15 protein-coding genes and 3 tRNA genes are annotated in these 18,806 nt (G+C 53.0%); 12 read left to right on the forward strand and 6 right to left on the reverse strand.

From position 1 onward, the window contains the following. Positions 1–151: 151 nt before the first annotated feature. Positions 152–1,822: a glutamine--tRNA ligase gene (gene glnS, locus JYB84_RS06230; RefSeq protein WP_207322561.1), complete on the forward strand. Its 1,671-nt coding sequence runs from the start codon at positions 152–154 to the stop codon at positions 1,820–1,822. A 227-nt stretch (positions 1,823–2,049) separates the two neighbouring features. Here the strand turns inward: glnS and JYB84_RS06235 are convergent, their stop codons facing one another. After that, positions 2,050–2,646: a Yip1 family protein gene (locus tag JYB84_RS06235; RefSeq protein ID WP_207322562.1), complete on the reverse strand. Its 597-nt coding sequence runs from the start codon at positions 2,644–2,646 to the stop codon at positions 2,050–2,052. A 181-nt stretch (positions 2,647–2,827) separates the two neighbouring features. Here JYB84_RS06235 and miaE point away from each other — a divergent pair, with 181 nt between their 5' ends. Further along, positions 2,828–3,613 carry a tRNA isopentenyl-2-thiomethyl-A-37 hydroxylase MiaE gene (gene miaE, locus JYB84_RS06240; protein WP_207322563.1) on the forward strand — a complete coding sequence of 262 codons (786 nt, stop codon included), beginning with the start codon at positions 2,828–2,830 and terminating at the stop codon, positions 3,611–3,613. Positions 3,614–3,705: 92 nt separating this feature from the next. Here the strand turns inward: miaE and JYB84_RS06245 are convergent, their stop codons facing one another. Beyond that, complete coding sequence (locus JYB84_RS06245; RefSeq protein WP_207322564.1) at positions 3,706–4,416, reverse strand: UDP-2,3-diacylglucosamine diphosphatase; 711 nt, start codon at positions 4,414–4,416, stop codon at positions 3,706–3,708. A gap of 10 nt (positions 4,417–4,426) precedes the next feature. Beyond that, positions 4,427–4,921: a peptidylprolyl isomerase gene (locus JYB84_RS06250; protein ID WP_207322565.1), complete on the reverse strand. Its 495-nt coding sequence runs from the start codon at positions 4,919–4,921 to the stop codon at positions 4,427–4,429. 141 nt (positions 4,922–5,062) lie between these two features. Here JYB84_RS06250 and cysS point away from each other — a divergent pair, with 141 nt between their 5' ends. Then, positions 5,063–6,442: a cysteine--tRNA ligase gene (cysS, locus tag JYB84_RS06255; protein ID WP_207322566.1), complete on the forward strand. Its 1,380-nt coding sequence runs from the start codon at positions 5,063–5,065 to the stop codon at positions 6,440–6,442. Positions 6,443–6,535: 93 nt separating this feature from the next. Here the strand turns inward: cysS and folD are convergent, their stop codons facing one another. Then, the gene (gene folD / locus JYB84_RS06260) at positions 6,536–7,390 is read right to left on the reverse strand and encodes a bifunctional methylenetetrahydrofolate dehydrogenase/methenyltetrahydrofolate cyclohydrolase FolD (protein ID WP_207322567.1); all 855 of its coding nucleotides are present in this window, start codon (positions 7,388–7,390) and stop codon (positions 6,536–6,538) included. 300 nt (positions 7,391–7,690) lie between these two features. On the opposite strand from folD, the gene JYB84_RS06265 reads away from it, so the two are divergent. The 9 genes from JYB84_RS06265 (at position 7,691) to ppiD (ending at position 16,693) form a co-directional block, all read left to right on the forward strand. Beyond that, positions 7,691–7,767, forward strand: a tRNA-Pro gene (locus JYB84_RS06265). 64 nt (positions 7,768–7,831) lie between these two features. Beyond that, positions 7,832–7,908: transfer RNA gene (locus JYB84_RS06270), tRNA-Arg, on the forward strand. An 11-nt stretch (positions 7,909–7,919) separates the two neighbouring features. Next, positions 7,920–7,995, forward strand: a tRNA-His gene (locus JYB84_RS06275). Between the two features lie 253 nt (positions 7,996–8,248). After that, positions 8,249–9,553: a trigger factor gene (gene tig, locus JYB84_RS06280; protein WP_207322568.1), complete on the forward strand. Its 1,305-nt coding sequence runs from the start codon at positions 8,249–8,251 to the stop codon at positions 9,551–9,553. An 89-nt stretch (positions 9,554–9,642) separates the two neighbouring features. After that, positions 9,643–10,251, forward strand: coding sequence for an ATP-dependent Clp endopeptidase proteolytic subunit ClpP (gene clpP, locus JYB84_RS06285; RefSeq protein ID WP_207322569.1), 609 nt, complete (start codon positions 9,643–9,645; stop codon positions 10,249–10,251). 84 nt (positions 10,252–10,335) lie between these two features. Continuing rightward, positions 10,336–11,613 carry an ATP-dependent protease ATP-binding subunit ClpX gene (clpX, locus tag JYB84_RS06290; protein ID WP_207322570.1) on the forward strand — a complete coding sequence of 426 codons (1,278 nt, stop codon included), beginning with the start codon at positions 10,336–10,338 and terminating at the stop codon, positions 11,611–11,613. Between the two features lie 132 nt (positions 11,614–11,745). Beyond that, complete coding sequence (gene lon, locus JYB84_RS06295; protein ID WP_207322571.1) at positions 11,746–14,103, forward strand: endopeptidase La; 2,358 nt, start codon at positions 11,746–11,748, stop codon at positions 14,101–14,103. A gap of 256 nt (positions 14,104–14,359) precedes the next feature. Then, positions 14,360–14,632, forward strand: coding sequence for an HU family DNA-binding protein (locus JYB84_RS06300; protein WP_207322572.1), 273 nt, complete (start codon positions 14,360–14,362; stop codon positions 14,630–14,632). Between the two features lie 213 nt (positions 14,633–14,845). Continuing rightward, the gene (gene ppiD / locus JYB84_RS06305; protein WP_207322573.1) at positions 14,846–16,693 is read left to right on the forward strand and encodes a peptidylprolyl isomerase; all 1,848 of its coding nucleotides are present in this window, start codon (positions 14,846–14,848) and stop codon (positions 16,691–16,693) included. A gap of 83 nt (positions 16,694–16,776) precedes the next feature. Here the strand turns inward: ppiD and ung are convergent, their stop codons facing one another. Together ung and fabV are read right to left on the reverse strand one after the other, a co-directional pair. Next, the gene (gene ung, locus JYB84_RS06310) at positions 16,777–17,430 is read right to left on the reverse strand and encodes a uracil-DNA glycosylase (protein ID WP_207323126.1); all 654 of its coding nucleotides are present in this window, start codon (positions 17,428–17,430) and stop codon (positions 16,777–16,779) included. Between the two features lie 110 nt (positions 17,431–17,540). After that, the gene (fabV, locus tag JYB84_RS06315; protein ID WP_207322574.1) at positions 17,541–18,743 is read right to left on the reverse strand and encodes an enoyl-ACP reductase FabV; all 1,203 of its coding nucleotides are present in this window, start codon (positions 18,741–18,743) and stop codon (positions 17,541–17,543) included. Positions 18,744–18,806: the final 63 nt, after the last annotated feature.

Here is an 18,806-nt window from a genome sequence, read left to right on the forward strand (position 1 = left end):
CAAGACAAGAGTAAAGCGGCCTCGGGGCCGCTTTTTATTTGCCAGGGGCTTTCATGGCGCAGATTTTCGGTTTCAGGCATTGTAACTGCCCTGAAACTGTAGGATCATGCGGGTTTTGACAAAATTGCCATTGTTCGCAAAGAGGAAATCCATGAGTCATGTGGACAACGAAGTTCGTCCAAGTAACTTCATACGTAATATCATTGATGAAGATCTGGCCAGCGGTAAGCACACCGAGGTGCACACCCGTTTTCCGCCTGAGCCCAATGGCTATCTTCATATCGGCCACGCCAAGTCCATCTGCCTGAATTTCGGTATAGCCCAGGACTACAAGGGCAAGTGCAATTTACGTTTTGACGATACCAACCCTGAGAAAGAAGACATAGATTATGTCAACTCGATTCAGGTTGACGTGCAATGGCTCGGATTCAAGTGGGATGGTAATGTCCGTTATTCCTCTGATTACTTTGATAAGCTGCACCAATATGCGGTTGAGCTGATAAACAAGGGCCTGGCCTATGTGTGTTTCCTCAACGCAGAAGAGACCCGCGAGTACCGTGGCACCCTGAAAGAGCCGGGGCGCAACAGTCCGTACCGAGATACCACTGTGGCGGAAAACCTGGCGCTGTTCGAGAAAATGCGTACCGGTGGTTTCAAGGAAGGTGAGTGCGTATTGCGGGCCAAGATTGATATGGCGTCGCCCTTTATGTGTATGCGCGATCCCGTTATCTACAGGGTGAAATTTGCCCACCACCACCAGACCGGTGACAAGTGGTGCATCTATCCCATGTATGACTTTACCCACTGTATCTCGGATGCCATCGAAAATATCACCCATTCCCTGTGTACCCTGGAGTTCCAGGATAACCGTCGTTTGTACGACTGGGTATTGGATAATCTGAATGACTTCCAGGCTCCCAACCGCACCCGTCAATATGAGTTTTCACGCTTGAATCTGGAATATACCCTGATGTCCAAGCGCAAGCTCAATGACTTGGTTGTGCGTGGCATAGTGCAGGGCTGGGATGATCCCCGGATGCCAACCATAGCCGGCCTGCGTCGTCGCGGTTATACCCCGGCCTCGATCCGCGAATTCTGTCAGCGTATCGGTGTGACCAAGCAGGATAACCTGGTGGAAGTGGGCATGCTGGAAGCCTGTATCCGTGAGGACCTGAACGAAAATGCCCCTCGGGCCATGGCGGTGATCCACCCGATTAAGGTGGTCATTGAAAACTATCCCCAGGGTCAGCTGGAACAGCTCAATGCACCTGTGCATCCAAACCATGAGCATATGGGAAACCGCGAGCTGGCTTTTGGTCGCGAACTGTATATAGACGCGGCGGATTTCCGTGAAGAAGCCAACAAGCAGTACAAGCGTCTGGTGATGGGTAAGGAAGTTCGTCTGCGCAATGCCTATGTCATCAAGGCCGAGCGTTGTGACAAGGATGCTGATGGCAATGTCACTACCGTTTATTGCAGCTACGATCCAGAAACCCTTGGCAAGAATCCCAGCGATGGCCGTAAGGTGAAAGGCGTGATCCACTGGGTGGAGGCCAGCACAGCGCTGCCTGCCGAGTTCCGTCTGTATCAGCGTCTGTTCACCGATGCCAACCCAGCGGCCTTTGACACAGTTGATGAAGTGCTGAATCCCGAGTCTCTGACTGTGGCCCATGGCATGGTAGAGGCATCACTTGCCAATGCACCGGCAGAGCAGGCGTACCAGTTTGAGCGTGAGGGGTACTTCTGTGCCGATAGCAAGGACTCGGCACCCGGTCATCTGGTGTTCAACCTGACCGTGGCACTGCGCGACTCTTTTGAATAAAAGTTTTGAATAACACTGTTTGAATAGCAGTGCTTCAAGATAAAAAAGGCGCCGCGGCGCCTTTTTTATTAGGTACAGCTTCAGGTATTGCAGACGCTCAGGGTTCGGGCAAAAACAAAAGCCATCCGCAGGGATGGCTTTTGCTTGAGTTTAATTGCAGACGCTCAGGGTTCGGGCAAAAACAAAAGCCATCCGCAGGGATGGCTTTTGCTTGAGTTTAACCGGGGTTATTGCAGCATGGGGCCAAAACCCATGCTCCACAGGATGACGCTGCTTGCCATCAGGGCCACCAGAAGTACCAGGCCACTGGTTACCACTGAACTGGCATAGATAAAGCCTTTTTCTTCCGGAATGTTCATTATGATGGGAACCCCGGTATAGAGCAGGTACACGGAGTAAGTCAAGCCGACAAGGCCCACGACCATGATAAACCAGAGTACCGGATAGAGGGCGGCAAAGCCCACCATAAACAGGGGCGTGGCGGTATAAGTCGCCAGTTCAAGTGCCTGGGTAAAATCGGGTTTGGCGTCAAAGGTTTTGCCCATCCAGTAGGCCAGGTAAGCGAGGCCAAAAACGCCAGCGATCAGGCCAAAATACATGCCCATAGACATATACATGGCACTCTGACTGGTCAGAAACAGCGGCTCTCCTGCGCCTGGGTTCCAACCAATATGAGCCGTTGCGATATAACTGCAGACGGCGGGGATGAGCGCAATAAGCAGCAAATGACTCATGCTGCTCTTCAGTGCCTCATGGTTTTTCTCTATAGTGTGCCACTCTTGTTTAGGATGAGTGTAAAGCCCCATTAAGTGATTCAATATCATTATAATTATCCTTGTTTAGCAGTGATTTTCCATGCTCGCCAAACTTCAGACGAACTTTTTACAGCTCTGTGTTTATTTATTGAACATAAATAGGTAGTCGTCAAGAGGATACGGCTGAAAGACTATGGGGCTTGTCAATTAGCCGTTAGAATAACGCCAGCCTGTTTTACCGAGTGACCGCATGGATAATCTACTTGCCCCCATTAAATCCTTTCTTGGCTGTGAGACCCCCGATGCCTGGATAGCGCTTGCCAGCGAGCCGGCGCATTTGTCTGCCCTGTTGGTGGATCACTGCAACTGCGAGCTCAAGGCTGCCCAGACAGCCATGTTCCTTATCCGCAAATATGCCGTTGACAAGTCAAGTGGTGAAACCCTGCTCGCCTGGGCCAAGCCCTATGAGGAGTTTGTTTATCACAGGGACAGGGATTTACAGGCCTTTTTGGCCCGCGGTGGCAAGAAGAATGAATTGGCCGCGGAACTGAAGCCCAAAACCGGATTTGCCCATGGCGAGGATCTCATTGCCAAGATGGTGCGCTTAATCAAGGAAGAGTTTCATCATTTTGAGCAGGTGCTGGAAATCATGGCTGCCCGCGGCATCAATTACCAAAATCTCAGTGCCGGTCGCTATGCAAGGGGACTGATGGCCAAGGTACGCACCCATGAGCCGGCGACCCTGGTTGATAAGCTGATTGTGGGGGCCTTTATCGAAGCCCGCTCCTGCGAGCGCTTTGCCAAGTTGGCGCCCCACATGGATGAGGAGCTCAATCGCTTCTACGTCTCTTTGCTGCGCTCGGAAGCGCGCCATTATCAGGATTACCTGTCTCTGGCGGAAGCGATTGCGGGTGAAGACATCAGTGAGCGGGTGGCGTTTTTTGCCGCCCTTGAGGCCGAACTGATCCTGTCCGAGGATACCGAGCTTAGATTCCACAGTGGCAGCCCGGCAGAGGCTGGCGTCAGTTGTCACTAGCGATAACACTGGCAATAAAAAGCCGGGCTATGCCCGGCTTTTTATTGCTTATGCTGCGTTATTCCAAATTCTGCGTTATTCCAAATTCCGCGTTATTTCAAAGGCCGGCTGCTCAGGCTGGCGCCTGCTGCCGTCAGGGTCAGTACGCTGCTTTGGCTGTACCAGTCGCCCACCACAATGCGCTTGCGCTCACCGAGTGCATGAATTGCGGGTCTGTGGGTATGACCGTGGATCATTTGCGTGGCACCCGTGGCATCCAATAGCGCCTCCACAGCAGCATGCTCCACATCCATGATGTAGTCCTGTTTCTCGCTGTTGCTGCGTTGGCTCTTGGCGCGAATGGCCGCGGCAATCTTAAGTCGGCGTGATTGGGGCAGCAGGCCGTAAAGCCATTTGGCGATGCTCAGATTGCGGAAACGGCGGAATCTTTGATAAGCCTTGTCCAGGGTGCAGAGGCTGTCACCATGGAGCAGCACAGTTCTCACGCCATAAAGCTCGGTCACATGGACTTCATCAAGCAGTTGCATGCCGGACGCGTTGGCAAAGGCCTTGCCGAGCAAAAAGTCCCGGTTGCCATGGATAAAGTAAAGCGGGGTAGTGTCGCTCAGACGTTTGAGTCTGGCAGCTATATCCTGCGCGAAGGGTTCGGCCAGATCGTCTCCAACCCAGACCTCATACAGATCGCCCAAGATGTACAGGGCATCAACATCGCTGAAATCCTGCTCGAGGAAGCCGAGAAAAGCCCGGGTGATATCGGGGCGAGCTGCACTTAAGTGCAGATCGCCGATAAACAGGGTACGCATTGGGTGCGGATTAACCCTGGATGCTGACTTTTTCGATGATCACGGCGTCCAGCGGCACGTCCTGGTGCATACCACGGTTGCCCGTGTTGACGGATTTGATCTTGGTCACTACGTCCATACCGGCAACAACCTTGCCGAACACGCAATAACCCCAGCCCTGCATGGACTCGGATTTGAAGTCCAGGAAGGTGTTGTCATTAACGTTGATGAAGAATTGCGCCGTGGCTGAGTGTGGATCTGAGGTGCGGGCCATGGCTATGGTACCGCTCAGGTTCGACAGGCCGTTGTTGGCCTCGTTTTTCACCGGCTCGTTGGTGCGCTTCTGATTCATGTCTTCGGTGAAGCCGCCACCCTGGATCATGAACCCATCGATAACCCGGTGAAAAATGGTGCCATCGTAGAAACCTTCGCTGGCGTAACGCTCGAAATTGGCCGCAGTCAGGGGGGCCTGCTCGTGGTTCAGTTCGAGTTGGATATCGCCGAAATTGGTGTGCAATGTGATCATGTTTTAGCTACTCAATTAAAAACGTCGACGGATTCTAACTTATCCGCGACCGGCCTGAAAGTGCAGTATTCAAGCGGCATCGACCATGGTAGACTGAGGCGCTTGATTTTACACCCAAATGCTCAGTAGAAGAGAACATCGATGTTGAAGATATACAACAGTATCAGCCGCCAAAAAGAGGAATTTAAACCCATACAGCCAGGTAAGGTTGGCATGTATGTGTGTGGTGTGACCATTTACGATCTGTGTCATATCGGCCATGGCCGTACTTTTGTTTCCTTCGACATGATAGTGCGTTACCTGAGGTATCGCGGCTATGAAGTGAATTATCAGCGCAACATCACCGATGTGGATGACAAGATCATCAAGCGCGCCGCGGAAAACAACGAGAGTTGTGATGCCCTGACCGAGCGCCTGACCGGTGAGATGTACAAGGATTTCGACGCCCTGAATATGGCGCGCCCCGATTTTGAGCCCAGGGCGACGTTGCATATTGCCGAAATCATCGAGATGGTGACCCTGTTGCTGGAGCGGGGCCACGCCTATGTGGCCGCCGATGGCGATGTGCTGTTCGATGTTTCCTCTTATCCTGCCTATGGCCGTTTGTCCGGTCAGGATCTGGAGCAATTGCAGGCCGGTGCCCGGGTGGAAGTGGATCCCAACAAGCGCAACCCCATGGATTTTGTGCTGTGGAAGATGTCCAAACCCGGCGAGCCGACCTGGGATTCGCCCTGGGGCCCGGGTCGTCCAGGCTGGCACATTGAATGTTCGGCCATGAACAGCAAGCACCTTGGCCTGCATTTCGATATTCACGGCGGTGGCAGCGATTTGCAGTTCCCCCACCATGAAAACGAAATCGCCCAGTCCTGCTGTGCCCACGACACGCCCTATGTGAACTACTGGATGCACACCGGCATGGTGATGGTCGACAAGGAAAAGATGTCCAAGTCACTGGGTAACTTTTTCACCATTCGTGATGTACTGGAGCACTATGATGCCCAGACGGTGCGATACTTCCTGCTGTCCGGCCACTATCGCAGCCAGCTGAACTACAGTGAGGACAACCTCAAGCAGGCCAGAGCCTCGTTGGAGCGTATGTACACTGCGCTCAAGGGGTTGGATTTGAGTGTGGAAGCCGCGCAGGCCAGCGAGTTTGTCGAGCGCTTCACCGCCGCCATGGACGATGACTTCAACACCCCCGAAGCCTATTCCGTGCTGTTTGATATGGTGCGCGAAATCAACCGTCTCAAGGCAACTGACCTGGCCGCAGCCTCGGCCCTGGGTGTGGCCATGCAGCAGTTGGCATCTGTGCTGGGCATTTTATCCTCCAGCCCGGAAGCCTTCCTGCAGGGTGAAGGCAGTGATGATGAAGTGGCCGAGATTGAAGCCCTTATCGTTGAGCGTAACCGTGCCCGTGCCGAGAAGGATTGGGCCGCCGCAGACGTTGCCCGTAACCGCCTCAATGAAATTGGCGTCGTGTTGGAAGATGGTCCTGAAGGCACCACCTGGCGCAAAAAATAAGCCCCGGGGTGAAGCAATCCCCTGGGGAGTCAATAGAGTGACCCAATAAAAAACGCCGGCAATGCCGGCGTTTTTTATTGGCTGCAGAACCCATCAGTCGTGGTAGTTTTCCGCGGCGTACAGGGTATTTTCCAGCAGGCTGGCGATGGTCATGGGACCCACACCACCGGGAACCGGGGTAATAAAGGAAGCGCGTTCGGCGGCCACATCATATTGCACATCACCTACCAGACGGCCATCGGCCAGGCGGTTGATGCCCACATCTATGACTATGGCACCGGGTTTGATCCACTCACCGGGGATAAACTCGGCCTTGCCCACGGCAACCACCAGCAGATCGGCCTGGCGTACCTTGGACTCGAGGTCCTTGGTAAAGCGGTGACAGGTGGTGGTAGTGCAACCTGCGAGCAGCAGCTCCAGCGTCATGGGGCGGCCGACAATATTCGATGCGCCAACCACCACGGCATCCAGACCATAAGTATCGACGCCGGTGGAGCGGATAAGGGTCATGATCCCCATGGGAGTGCAGGAGCGCAGCACTGGAATACGCTGTGCCAGTCGGCCCACGTTGTAGGGATGGAAGCCATCTACATCCTTGTCGGGACGGATGTGCTCAATCACTTTGGAATCATCAATGTGCGCCGGCAGGGGCAACTGCACCAGAATGCCATCTATGCTGGGGTCATTGTTGCACTCGTCGATCAGCGCCAGCAGCTCCACTTCAGTGGTGCTGGTGGGCAAATCGTAGGAGCGGGAGATAAATCCCACTTCTTCACAGGCCTTGCGTTTGCTGCCGACATAGACCTGGGACGCAGGATCCGAGCCGACCAGAATAACCGCAAGCCCGGGAACACGCTGGCCGGCCTCTTTGCGGGCCTGGACTTTTTCGCTCAGCGTGCGGCGGATGGATTGGGCAATCGCTTTACCATCGATAATTTGGGCTGTCATGGGTGTAGGGTTTCCTTTATATGGCACCTGAGAGGAACCGGATGTTTTCGCGCGCATATTCTAACAGCGCTTGCCCTGAGTGTCATGGCTGAGTCCCCGACTCTGTAAGCGAATTCTCAATTCGGATGGAAAATCATCAGCCGCGCTTGGAGGACAAAAAAATCGTTGACGGTGAACGGGGCAGGGGATAAGATGCGCTCCGTTCCGAAGCACGGCTCCGACATTCAAATGTCGATGCTGGTATCGACGGGAACAACGGCAATTGTTACCTTGGCGAAAGTCATTGAAACAAAAGCATTTCGGTGATTAGCGCAGTCCGGTAGCGCATCTGGTTTGGGACCAGAGGGTCAGAGGTTCGAATCCTCTATCACCGACCAATTTTAAAAACAGCGCATGAAGCGTTGTTTCGTTCGGTTAGGCATGCAGTGTCACTGCAACCTTGCGCCCGTAGCTCAGTTGGATAGAGCATCCGCCTTCTAAGCGGATGGTCGCAGGTTCGAATCCTGCCGGGCGTGCCACTAAATCAGTGGTGATTGTAGCTCAGTTGGTAGAGCCCCGGATTGTGATTCCGGTTGTCGTGGGTTCGAGCCCCATCAGTCACCCCACTTCTTCTCTGAAGTAGAAAAAAGCGACCCCAGGTCGCTTTTTTTCTGTCCGCAAAGGGCCGATTGAGGCTCGACTCTGTAAAATACGTTGCTATAATGTCGCGTCTTGATATCTATCAACCATGAGCGACCAGTGCCGGAAGTCAGTTCTGACGGGCATTTTAGTCAAATTCAATGATCAAGAAACGAACACCTGAATAGTTGAATGACTCGGCTATTACAAAGGACGTTAGACATATTTCGAGGTAAAACAATGCAAGTTTCTGTTGAAACAACTCAAGGCTTAGAGCGTCGCCTAACTATTTCTGTACCAGCCGAACAAATCGAAACATTGGTAAAAGACAGTCTGCAACGCGAAGCCAAGCGTGCCCGTATTCCTGGTTTCCGTCCTGGCAAAGTACCCGTCAGCGTAATCAACAAGCGTTACGGTGACGCCATCCGTCATGACATCACTGGTGAAGTCATGCAGCGCAACTTTATCGAAGCCATCATTGCCGAGAAGCTGAACCCAGCCGGCGCTCCAACTTTCATGCCCGGCAAGACCGAAGGCGAAAAGTTTGAATTCGTGGCCACCTTTGAAATTTATCCGGAAGTGAGCCTGCAAGGTCTGGATGCCATCGAAGTTGAACAACCCAAGGCTGAAGTGACCGATGCCGACGTTGACAACATGATCGAAACCCTGCGCAAGCAACACGCTACTTTTGCTGCTGTTGAGCGTGCCGCTGCAGACGGCGACAAGGTTAAGATCAACTTTGTTGGCAGTGTTGACGGTGAAGAATTTGAAGGCGGCAAGGCCGAAGGCTTTGAACTGCAATTGGGCAGCGGTCGCATGATCCCAGGCTTCGAAGAAGGCATCAAGGGCCACAAGGCCGGTGAAGCTTTCGATATCGACGTGACTTTCCCAGAGGAATACCATGCCGAGAACCTGAAGGGTAAAGCGGCCAAGTTCGCTATCACCCTGACCGAAGTTCTGGCTGCCAATTTGCCGGAAGTTAACGATGAGTTCGCTGCCCTGTTCGGTATCACCGAAGGTGGTCTGGATGCCCTGAAACAGGAAATCCGCAAGAACATGAGCCGCGAACTGGATCAGGCCCTGAAAGCCAATGTGAAAGAGCAAGTGATCAATGGTCTGCTGGCTGCCAACGACGTTGAGCTGCCAAAAGCGCTGATCGATGGCGAAATCAATGTACTGCGTCGTCAGGCCATGCAGCGTTTTGGTGGTCAAGCCGCCAACATGCCTGAACTGCCAGCCGAGCTGTTCACCGAGCAAGCCGTACGCCGTGTAAAAGTGGGTCTGCTGCTGGGCGAAGTGATCAAGAGCAACGAGCTGACTGCCGAGGAAGAGCGCGTTCAAAACCTGATCGCTTCCATGGCTTCTGCCTACGAAGATCCAAGTGAAGTGGTTGCCTATTACAATGGCAACAAAGAGCTGATGCAAAACATGCGCAACGTGGCTCTGGAAGAGCAAGCGGTTGAAGCTCTGTTGAAATCTGCCAAGGTTACCGAGAAAGAAGTCGCCTTTGAAGATTTTATGAACAAGGCTACCGGTCGCGCTTAAGCTTAGCTTGACTTGCTTGGCTAAACGCCTTTTATAATGGCTCGTATGAGGCTCCTCATGCGAGCCATTTTTTATTCAGGGAATTCATAATGTACAAAGCGCCAGAATCAGTACTCAATGCTCTGATCCCAATGGTGGTTGAACAGACTGCCAAGGGAGAGCGTTCCTACGATATCTACTCCAGATTGCTCAAAGAAAGGGTGATCTTTATGGTGGGGCAGGTCGAAGAGCACATGGCCAATCTTATCGTAGCGCAACTGCTGTTTTTGGAATCTGAAAACCCGGATAAAGAGATCTACCTCTATATCAACTCACCGGGCGGTTCAGTGACTGCGGGTATGGCAATTTATGACACCATGCAGTTCATCAAGCCCAATGTCAGCACTGTTTGTATCGGTCAGGCCTGCAGCATGGGGGCCTTCCTGCTGGCCGGTGGTGCCAAGGGGATGCGTCACTGTTTGCCAAACGCCAGGGTGATGATCCATCAACCCCTGGGTGGTTTCCAGGGACAGGCGTCCGACATCGCCATTCATGCCCAGGAAATATTGGGCATCAAGAACAAACTGAATCAAATCCTCTCAGAGCACACAGGTCAGCCTTTGGAGGTCATTGAGCGTGACACCGACCGGGATAATTTCATGAGCGCTACCCAGGCAATGGAGTATGGCCTCATCGATTCGGTACTGACCAAGCGCTGATTTTTACCGTCTGCTGGGCTATGCTCAAACTGACGGGATTGAGAAGAGACAGGCGGCCAGAAGTGCTGCAAACGGGGTAAAGTAATGGGTGATAGTAAAAACGGTGACAGCGGCAAGCTGCTGTACTGCTCTTTTTGCGGTAAGAGTCAACATGAAGTCCGCAAGCTCATCGCAGGACCATCCGTTTATGTATGTGATGAGTGTGTCGAACTGTGCAACGACATCATTCGTGAAGAGATCAAAGAGATTTCGCCAAAGCGGGATCATGAAAAATTACCGACGCCGCACGAATTGCGCGCACACCTGGACGATTACGTAATTGGCCAGGAAAAGGCCAAGAAGGTGCTGTCGGTTGCGGTTTATAACCACTACAAGCGGTTGCGTAACGGTGTGCCTAAAGATGGGGTTGAGCTCGGTAAGAGTAACATCCTGTTGATCGGTCCTACCGGCAGCGGTAAAACCTTGCTGGCCGAAACCCTGGCGCGCTTCCTCAATGTGCCATTCACCATGGCCGACGCCACCACCCTGACCGAAGCCGGTTATGTGGGTGAGGACGTGGAAAACATCATTCAGAAGTTGCTGCAAAAGTGCGATTACGATGTGGAAAAAGCCCAGCGGGGTATAGTCTATATCGATGAAATCGACAAAATCAGCCGCAAATCTGATAACCCATCCATTACCCGCGATGTGTCCGGTGAGGGTGTACAGCAGGCGCTGCTGAAACTGATCGAAGGCACAGTGGCGGCCGTTCCTCCTCAAGGTGGGCGCAAGCATCCACAACAGGAATTTCTGCAGGTTGATACCTCCCGCATCCTGTTTATCTGTGGCGGCGCCTTTGCCGGTCTGGAGAAGGTGATTGAGCAGCGCGCTCACACTGGCACAGGTATAGGTTTCGGGGCCCAGGTGAAAGGCAAGGAAGACAAGGCCAGCATTTCCGACCTCTTGTCTCAGGTTGAGCCGGAAGATTTGGTTAAATACGGTTTGATCCCCGAATTTATCGGTCGTCTGCCGGTCGTGGCTACCCTGGCCGAGTTGGATGAAGCGGCCCTGATTCAAATCCTGGCCGAGCCCAAGAATGCCTTGACCAAGCAATACTCCGCGCTGTTTGAAATGGAAGGTGTGGAGCTGGAATTCCGCGAAGATGCGCTCAAGGCCATCGCCCGGAAGGCCATGTCCCGCAAGACGGGTGCCCGTGGTTTGCGCTCGATTGTGGAAGGCATACTGCTCGATACCATGTATGATCTGCCCTCGGTGGAAGGTGTTGCCAAGGCTGTGGTGGATGAATCCGTGGTGAACGGTGAATCCGCACCAATCCTCATCTATCAGCACAACGAGTCTCAGGCTGCCTCGGGTGAGCAATAATTCGGCACTCGATTGCCACTCTGTAGAGAAGGAGTCCAACTGGGCTCCTTTTTTTATTTTTGACATTGAAACAATTAAAACCGCCCCAATATACTCGTTAATACCCACCTATTTACCGGACGGAATCGAGTTATGACTCAAGAGCGTGAAGCGCATTTCGAACTGCCCGTATTGCCACTGCGAGACGTGGTGGTATACCCCCATATGGTCATTCCATTGTTTGTTGGCCGTGAGAAGTCTATCCGCTGTCTGGAAACCGCCATGGCCCAGGACAAGCAAATCATGCTGGTGGCTCAGCGGGACGCGGATCTCGATGAACCCAGTCGGGATGACATTTTTGAAATTGGTACCGTGGCCTCCATATTGCAGCTGCTGAAGCTGCCCGATGGCACGGTCAAGGTGCTTGTTGAAGGCGGTCGCCGTGCCCGCATCAACAAATATACCCAGGAAGAGCCCTTCTTTGTCGGTAAGGTCGAGTACCTTGAGTCCGAGCCTTTGAACGAAAAGGAAGAAGAAGTACTGGTGCGCAGTGCCCTGAGTCAGTTTGAGGGCTATATCAAGCTCAACAAGAAGATCCCGCCTGAGGTGCTCACATCCCTGTCAGGTATTGATGAAGCCGCCAGGCTGGCCGACACCATGGCGGCCCATATGCCGCTCAAGCTGGAAGATAAACAGTCCGTGCTTGAAATGATCAATGTGGGCGAGCGCCTTGAATATCTGATGGCCATGATGGAAGCCGAGGTCGACCTGTTGCAGGTTGAAAAGCGCATCCGTTCGCGGGTCAAAAAGCAGATGGAGAAGAGCCAGCGCGAGTACTATCTCAATGAGCAGATGAAGGCCATTCAGAAAGAACTTGGCGATCTCGAAGAGGGCCACGATGAGTTCGAGGGCCTGAATCGTAAGATTGAAGAGGCCAAGATGCCGGCCGATGCTAAAGAAAAGGCACTGGCCGAACTCAACAAGCTCAGAATGATGTCCCCCATGTCTGCCGAGGCCACAGTGGTTCGCAGCTATGTGGACTGGATGACATCCGTACCCTGGTTTGAACGTTCCAAGATTAAGCGCGATCTGGGCAAGGCCCAAGAGGTGCTGGATACGGACCACTATGGTCTTGAGAAAGTGAAAGAGCGGATTTTGGAATACCTGGCGGTACAAAGCCGGGTGAAACAATTGAAGGGACCGATACTGTGTCTGGTGGGACCACCGGGTGTGGGTAAAACCTCACTGGGACAATCCATTGCCAAGGCCACCGGCCGTAAGTACGTGCGGGTTGCCCTTGGCGGTGTCCGTGACGAGGCTGAGATCCGCGGTCACAGGCGTACTTACATCGGCTCTATGCCGGGTAAGATCATTCAGAAAATGGCCAAGGTGGGTGTCAAGAACCCGCTGTTCCTGCTCGACGAAATCGACAAGATGAGCTCGGATATGCGTGGCGATCCGGCCTCGGCTCTGCTTGAGGTGCTGGATCCTGAGCAGAATGCGACTTTCAGCGATCACTACCTGGAAGTGGATTACGACCTGTCGGATGTGATGTTTGTTGCCACCAGTAACTCCATGGATATTCCGGGTCCTTTGCTGGACCGTATGGAAGTGATCCGTCTGTCCGGTTATACCGAAGATGAAAAGCTCAATATCGCCAAACAGCATCTGATGCCCAAGCAGATTGAGCGCAATGGCCTCAAGCCAAAAGAAATCTCGGTCGATGACGGTGCCATTCTCGGAATTATCCGTTACTACACCCGGGAAGCCGGCGTGCGGGCCCTGGAGCGGGAGCTGTCCAAGATCTGCCGCAAGGTGGTGAAGCAGATACTGCTGGATAAAAATGTGAAGCATATTGCCGTGACCGCGGATAACCTCAAGTCTTTCCTCGGGGTGCAGCGTCATGATTATGGCAAGGCTGAGTCCAAGAATCAGGTGGGGCAGGTGACCGGCCTGGCCTGGACCCAGGTGGGTGGCGATCTGCTCACCATTGAGGCGACCTCAGTTGCCGGCAAGGGTAAGCTGACCTACACAGGATCTCTTGGCGATGTCATGCAGGAGTCTATTCAGGCAGCTCTGACCGTGGTGCGTGCCCGGGCCGAGCAGCTTGGGATCAATGCGGACTTTTACGAGAAGCGCGATATCCATGTGCATGTACCCGAGGGGGCAACTCCCAAGGACGGTCCATCGGCCGGTGCGGCCATGTGTACGGCGCTGGTATCGACCTTGACCGGTAATCCGGTTCGTGCCGACGTTGCCATGACGGGCGAAATAACCCTGCGCGGTGAAGTCTTGCCCATCGGTGGTCTGAAGGAAAAACTGCTGGCGGCCCATCGCGGCGGCATCAAGCATGTGCTTATTCCGAAAGAGAACGAGCGTGACCTGGAGGAAATTCCCGCCAATGTGATAGCGGATCTGCAAATTCACCCGGTCAGATGGGTAGATGAAGTTCTGAAATTGGCGCTGGAAAGACCGGTTGAAGGTTTCGAGGTCGTAAAAAACGCCGGATAAGGCAAAAATCTGTGCTATCACCCTAAAAAAAGTGAAAAAAGGGGCTTAACAAAACCCTTACCTGTGGTAGCCTAGGTCCGTGGAGAGCCATTCGCTCCAATCCCTTGGGGCGACTGGCTTTTAGCTGTATCCAATTTTATTTTTCGTTTTCGATTGAGGCTTGAACTTTGGTTTCAAGCTTGTTATAAAAGCCTCCGCAGACCGCTCTGGAGAAGGATTTGGTTGCGGCGCGAAAAACAACATTCAAGGGGATGACATGAATAAATCTGAACTAATCGAGAAAATCGCTTCTGGTGCTGACATTTCCAAGGCCGCTGCCGGCCGTGCACTGGATTCTTTCATCGACGCTGTGACTGAAAGTCTGAAAGATGGCGGTAAAATTTCTCTTGTTGGTTTTGGTACTTTTGAAGTACGTCAGCGTGCTGAGCGTACCGGTCGCAACCCACAAACGGGTAAAGAGATCAAGATTGCTGCGGCCAACATTCCAGCTTTCAAAGCTGGTAAAGCGCTGAAAGACGCTGTCAACTGATTCATTGACGACGCAGCCTGAATAAGGCGTTCGTATAAAAGCACTGCCAAGCAGTGCTTTTTACGAGATGAAGGTTGGTCTATCCCGGATAGACAACCGGAGTGACAACTTGAAACAGGTTATCCCTGGTTACTCCTGAACAGTTTCATAAAGGCGCATCCAGAAAGAGGTGCGCCTTTTTATTTTAATAATAATGCACAAGCGGGACATCCGATGTTAGAGAAGATTCGTGACGGTTCCCAGAGCGCGATTGCCAAGGGCATTCTCGTGCTGGTGATACTATCCTTCGCCTTTGCCGGCGTGAGCAGCTATCTGGGCTCGTCCCGGGAAGCGCCAGCGGCCAGCGTAAACGGCGAAGACATTTCCAAAAACGAGCTGGAGCAAGCGTTCCAGAATGAGAAAGCCCGTATGGAGCAGCAGATGGGCGAGATGTTTGCCGCACTGTCTGCCGATGACAATTACCTGCGTTCGCTCAAGCAGGGCGTGCTCGACCGTCTGGTAGCTGAAAAGCTGATGGACCAGACTGCCAAACGCATGGGGCTTAGGATCTCCGATGAGCAGATCAAGCAGGCCATCATTAACGAGCCTGCTTTCCAGACCGATGGCAAGTTTGACAATGATCGCTACCTCGCCATCCTGAGCCAGATGGGTTACAAGACCAACAGTTTCCGCGACATGATGCGTGTGGATATGACCCGTCGCCAGTTGATCAACGGTTTGGTGGGTTCTGAGTTTGTGCTGCCAGGGGAATCGACTGAAATCGCCAAGCTGCAGGCCCAAACCCGTGACGTGCGTTTCCAAATGGTTGATGCCGAGCCTTTCGTTGCCGGGATCAGTGTCACTGACGAAGATGCCAAAGGTTTTTACGATGCCAATCAGGATCAATTTATGACTCCTGAACTCGTGAGCCTTGAATATGTGGCCCTGAATGCTGCCGATTTGGCTGCTGCTATCAGCGTCAGCGATGATGAGGCCAAGAGCTATTACGATGAGCATCAAGGTCAATACCGCACTGCTGAAAAGCGTCTTGCCGCCCATATTCTGGTGGGATTCGGTGACGATGAAGCGGCTGCCAAGGCCAAAGCCGAAGCGCTGCATCAGCAATTGGTCTCCGGAGCCGACTTTGCCGAATTGGCCAAGAAAGAATCCGAGGATACCTTCAGCGGCGCTCAGGGTGGTCAACTGGATTGGTTTGAGCAGGGTGTAATGGACCCTGCCTTTGATGGTGCACTGTTTGCACTGCAAAAGGGCCAATATTCAGAGGTAGTGAAATCTGACTTTGGTTTCCACATAGTCAAGCTGCTGGACGTCCAGGGTGGTGAGCAAGCCAGCTTTGAGTCGGTAAAAGACAAGATCCTGGCGCAGCTGAAGGAAAAACAGGCCGTTGACCAGTACTATGGTCTGCATCAGAAGCTTGCTGACACCAGCTACGAAGTCCCTGACAGCCTGGCCGAGGCTGCCAAAGCCATAGGCGCCGAGGTGAAGGCTACTGAGCTGTTTGCCCGTGACATGGCTCCTGCTGCGGTGAATTTCCCTGAAGTTCTCAAGGCGGCATTTTCCGATGCTGTGCTGCACAGCGGTATGAACAGTGAAGTGGTGGAGGTTGCACCTAACTCTGTGATGGTAGTTCGGGTCAAAGAGCACAAGGAAGCCGGTACCCAGCCATTTGAAGAGGCCAAGACCGACATCATTGCCCGTCTGACTCAGGAAAAGGCCAATGAAGCCGCCAGCGCCAAAGCTCAGGAACTGCTGAGCAAGTTCAATGCCGGTGAGGCCCTGGAACTTGAGGTCAAGGCTGGTGTCGCCCGCTATAGCCGCGAACTGGACCCTTCCATAGTCAATAAGGCTTTCCAGATGGCCGTCGGTGCTGCCGATACCGTCAGTCTGGCTTCCGGCTACGCTCTGGTGGTGCTGGACAAGATCAATGAGGCGAGTTCCGTGGATGAGGCTACGCAAAAAGCCCTGGCCAGCCGCATGGCTTCCCAGAATACTGAAGCTGCTTATCGCGCTTTGATAGACAGCCTGAAGGCCAATGCCGAAATCAGCTACAGCGCGCTGTAACAGGTTATAACAACAGAAAAGGCCGCTGCTTATGCAGCGGCCTTTTTTATGGGATTTTGTCACTAACTGACCATTACAGAGGGTTACAACTGCCAGTGAATGGGGGCTACCCCCAGTTGCTGTAAAACTGTGTTGGTTGTTGCAAAATGGCCACAGCCAAGAAAGCCCCTGTGGGCTGACAAAGGTGATGGATGAGGGGCTTGTAATACTGTATGTTTTTTAGCGTCTATCAGTGCCGCTTTTTTACGGGCATGACTGCCCCACAACAGAAAGATAACGCCTTCCCTGTATCTGCTTATCCCTTGAATAACCTGGTCGGTGAACTGCTCCCATCCCAAATGGGCATGGGAATGAGCCTGGCCCCGTTCTACAGTTAATACCGTGTTGAGCAATAATACCCCTTGGCGTGCCCAGCTGCTGAGATCGCCGTGGCTTGGTATGCAGAAGCCGGGAACACTCTGCTGCAACTCGGCAAAGATATTGAGCAGCGAAGGTGGCGGACAAGGGTATTTTACCGAAAAGCACAGACCATGGGCCTGATTGGGACCGTGGTAGGGATCCTGGCCCAGTATCACCACCTTGATGTGCTCAAGGGGCGTTAAACGAAAGGCTTCAAATACCTGCTCCTTGGGTGGATAGACCTCAACGCCCAGGTTGCGGCGCTGCTGCACATAGGCCAGGGTGTCACGAAAATAGGCTTGCTGCTTTTCCTGTGCAAGTAACTGCGTCCAGTTCATTTCATTTTCCAGCTCAAGTTTCAGCGTCATTATTGAAAATCATCCCGGCCAGAGCAAATAAAAAACGCCGCTGAGTGCGGCGTTTTTTAAGTATCAATTATCCCGGAGAATTAGAACTCTTCCACGTCGAAATTGACTTCAGGATTGACGTCGGCATCGTAATCAATGCCATCGATACCAAAGCCGAACAGCTTGATAAACTCGGCCTTGTATTCGACGTAGTCGGTCAGCTGAGCCAGGTTTTCTGTGGTGATTTGTGGCCAGAGATCGCGGCAGTGTTGCTGGATCTCATCGCGCAGTTCCCAGTCATCCAGACGCAGACGGTTTTCGCTGTCGGTTTCAGCAGCTGAGCCATCGGCCTTGTAGAGGCGCTCGCTGAACATACGCAGGATCTGCTCCATACAACCTTCATGCAGTCCCTGTTCGCGCATTTTCTTGAACACCATGGCGATATACAGAGGCATCACAGGGATGGCGGAAGAGGCCTGGGTCACCACACTCTTAAGCACGGCCACGTTGGCGCTGCCACCCTTGGCTGACAGTTTGTCATTCAGGGCATGGGCGGCGCGGTCGAGATCCATCTTGGCCTTGCCCAGGGCGCCGTGCCAGTAGATGGGCCAGGTCAATTCGGTGCCTATGTAGCTGTAGGCCACAGTCTTACAGCCATCGGCCAGTACGCCGGCCTGGCTCAGGGCATCGATCCACAGTTCCCAATCCTGACCGCCCATCACAGTTACCGTATCCTGGATTTCCTGCTCGGTGGCCGGCTCCACACTGGCTTCAATGATGGTGTCTTTGTTGGTATCCACGGCAGTGGATGTATAAGGTTCGCCAATTGGCTTGAGAGATGAACGGATCAGTTCACCACTGTCCGGCAATTTACGTACCGGTGAAGCCAGTGAGTAAACCACCATATCAATCTGGCCGAGATCGGCCTTGATAAGGTCAATCACCTTTTGCTTGGCTTCATGGCTGAAAGCATCACCGTTCAGGCTCTTGGAATACAGACCTTCGGCCTTGGCGAATTTGTCAAAGGCGGCAGAGTTATACCAGCCGGCGGTGCCTGGTTTGCTCTCGGTGCCGGGCTTCTCAAAAAATACCCCTATGGTGGCGGCGCCACAACCAAAGGCTGCGGCAATACGTGAAGACAGACCGTAACCACTGGAAGCTCCGACAACCAGTACGCGCTTGGGGCCGTTGGCTATTGGGCCACGGGCCTTGGTGATATTGATCTGTTCCAGAACGTTGGCTTCACAGCCCTGGGGATGAGTAGTGGTGCAAATAAAACCACGGATTTTTGGTTTGATAATCATGTTTTAGCTTCTTCAGTCAACACTGGCATTAGGATAATGAGTTAGTCGTGGAATTGGCAGCCA

Source organism: Shewanella cyperi (genome assembly GCF_017354985.1).
Classification (GTDB): domain Bacteria; phylum Pseudomonadota; class Gammaproteobacteria; order Enterobacterales; family Shewanellaceae; genus Shewanella; species Shewanella cyperi.

Bases quoted from the DNA above. Each gene is read 5' to 3' on its own strand.
- cysS (WP_207322566.1), top strand. From the start codon at position 5,063: ATGTTGAAGATATACAACAGTATCAGCCGCCAAAAAGAGGAATTTAAA.
- folD (WP_207322567.1), bottom strand. From the start codon at position 7,390: ATGACAGCCCAAATTATCGATGGTAAAGCGATTGCCCAATCCATCCGC.
- glnS (WP_207322561.1), top strand. From the start codon at position 152: ATGAGTCATGTGGACAACGAAGTTCGTCCAAGTAACTTCATACGTAAT.
- ppiD (WP_207322573.1), top strand. From the start codon at position 14,846: ATGTTAGAGAAGATTCGTGACGGTTCCCAGAGCGCGATTGCCAAGGGC.
- miaE (WP_207322563.1), top strand. From the start codon at position 2,828: ATGGATAATCTACTTGCCCCCATTAAATCCTTTCTTGGCTGTGAGACC.
- fabV (WP_207322574.1), bottom strand. From the start codon at position 18,743: ATGATTATCAAACCAAAAATCCGTGGTTTTATTTGCACCACTACTCAT.
- lon (WP_207322571.1), top strand. From the start codon at position 11,746: ATGACTCAAGAGCGTGAAGCGCATTTCGAACTGCCCGTATTGCCACTG.
- JYB84_RS06245 (WP_207322564.1), bottom strand. From the start codon at position 4,416: ATGCGTACCCTGTTTATCGGCGATCTGCACTTAAGTGCAGCTCGCCCC.
- clpX (WP_207322570.1), top strand. From the start codon at position 10,336: ATGGGTGATAGTAAAAACGGTGACAGCGGCAAGCTGCTGTACTGCTCT.
- clpP (WP_207322569.1), top strand. From the start codon at position 9,643: ATGTACAAAGCGCCAGAATCAGTACTCAATGCTCTGATCCCAATGGTG.
- JYB84_RS06300 (WP_207322572.1), top strand. From the start codon at position 14,360: ATGAATAAATCTGAACTAATCGAGAAAATCGCTTCTGGTGCTGACATT.
- ung (WP_207323126.1), bottom strand. From the start codon at position 17,430: ATGAACTGGACGCAGTTACTTGCACAGGAAAAGCAGCAAGCCTATTTT.
- JYB84_RS06250 (WP_207322565.1), bottom strand. From the start codon at position 4,921: ATGATCACATTGCACACCAATTTCGGCGATATCCAACTCGAACTGAAC.
- JYB84_RS06235 (WP_207322562.1), bottom strand. From the start codon at position 2,646: ATGATATTGAATCACTTAATGGGGCTTTACACTCATCCTAAACAAGAG.
- tig (WP_207322568.1), top strand. From the start codon at position 8,249: ATGCAAGTTTCTGTTGAAACAACTCAAGGCTTAGAGCGTCGCCTAACT.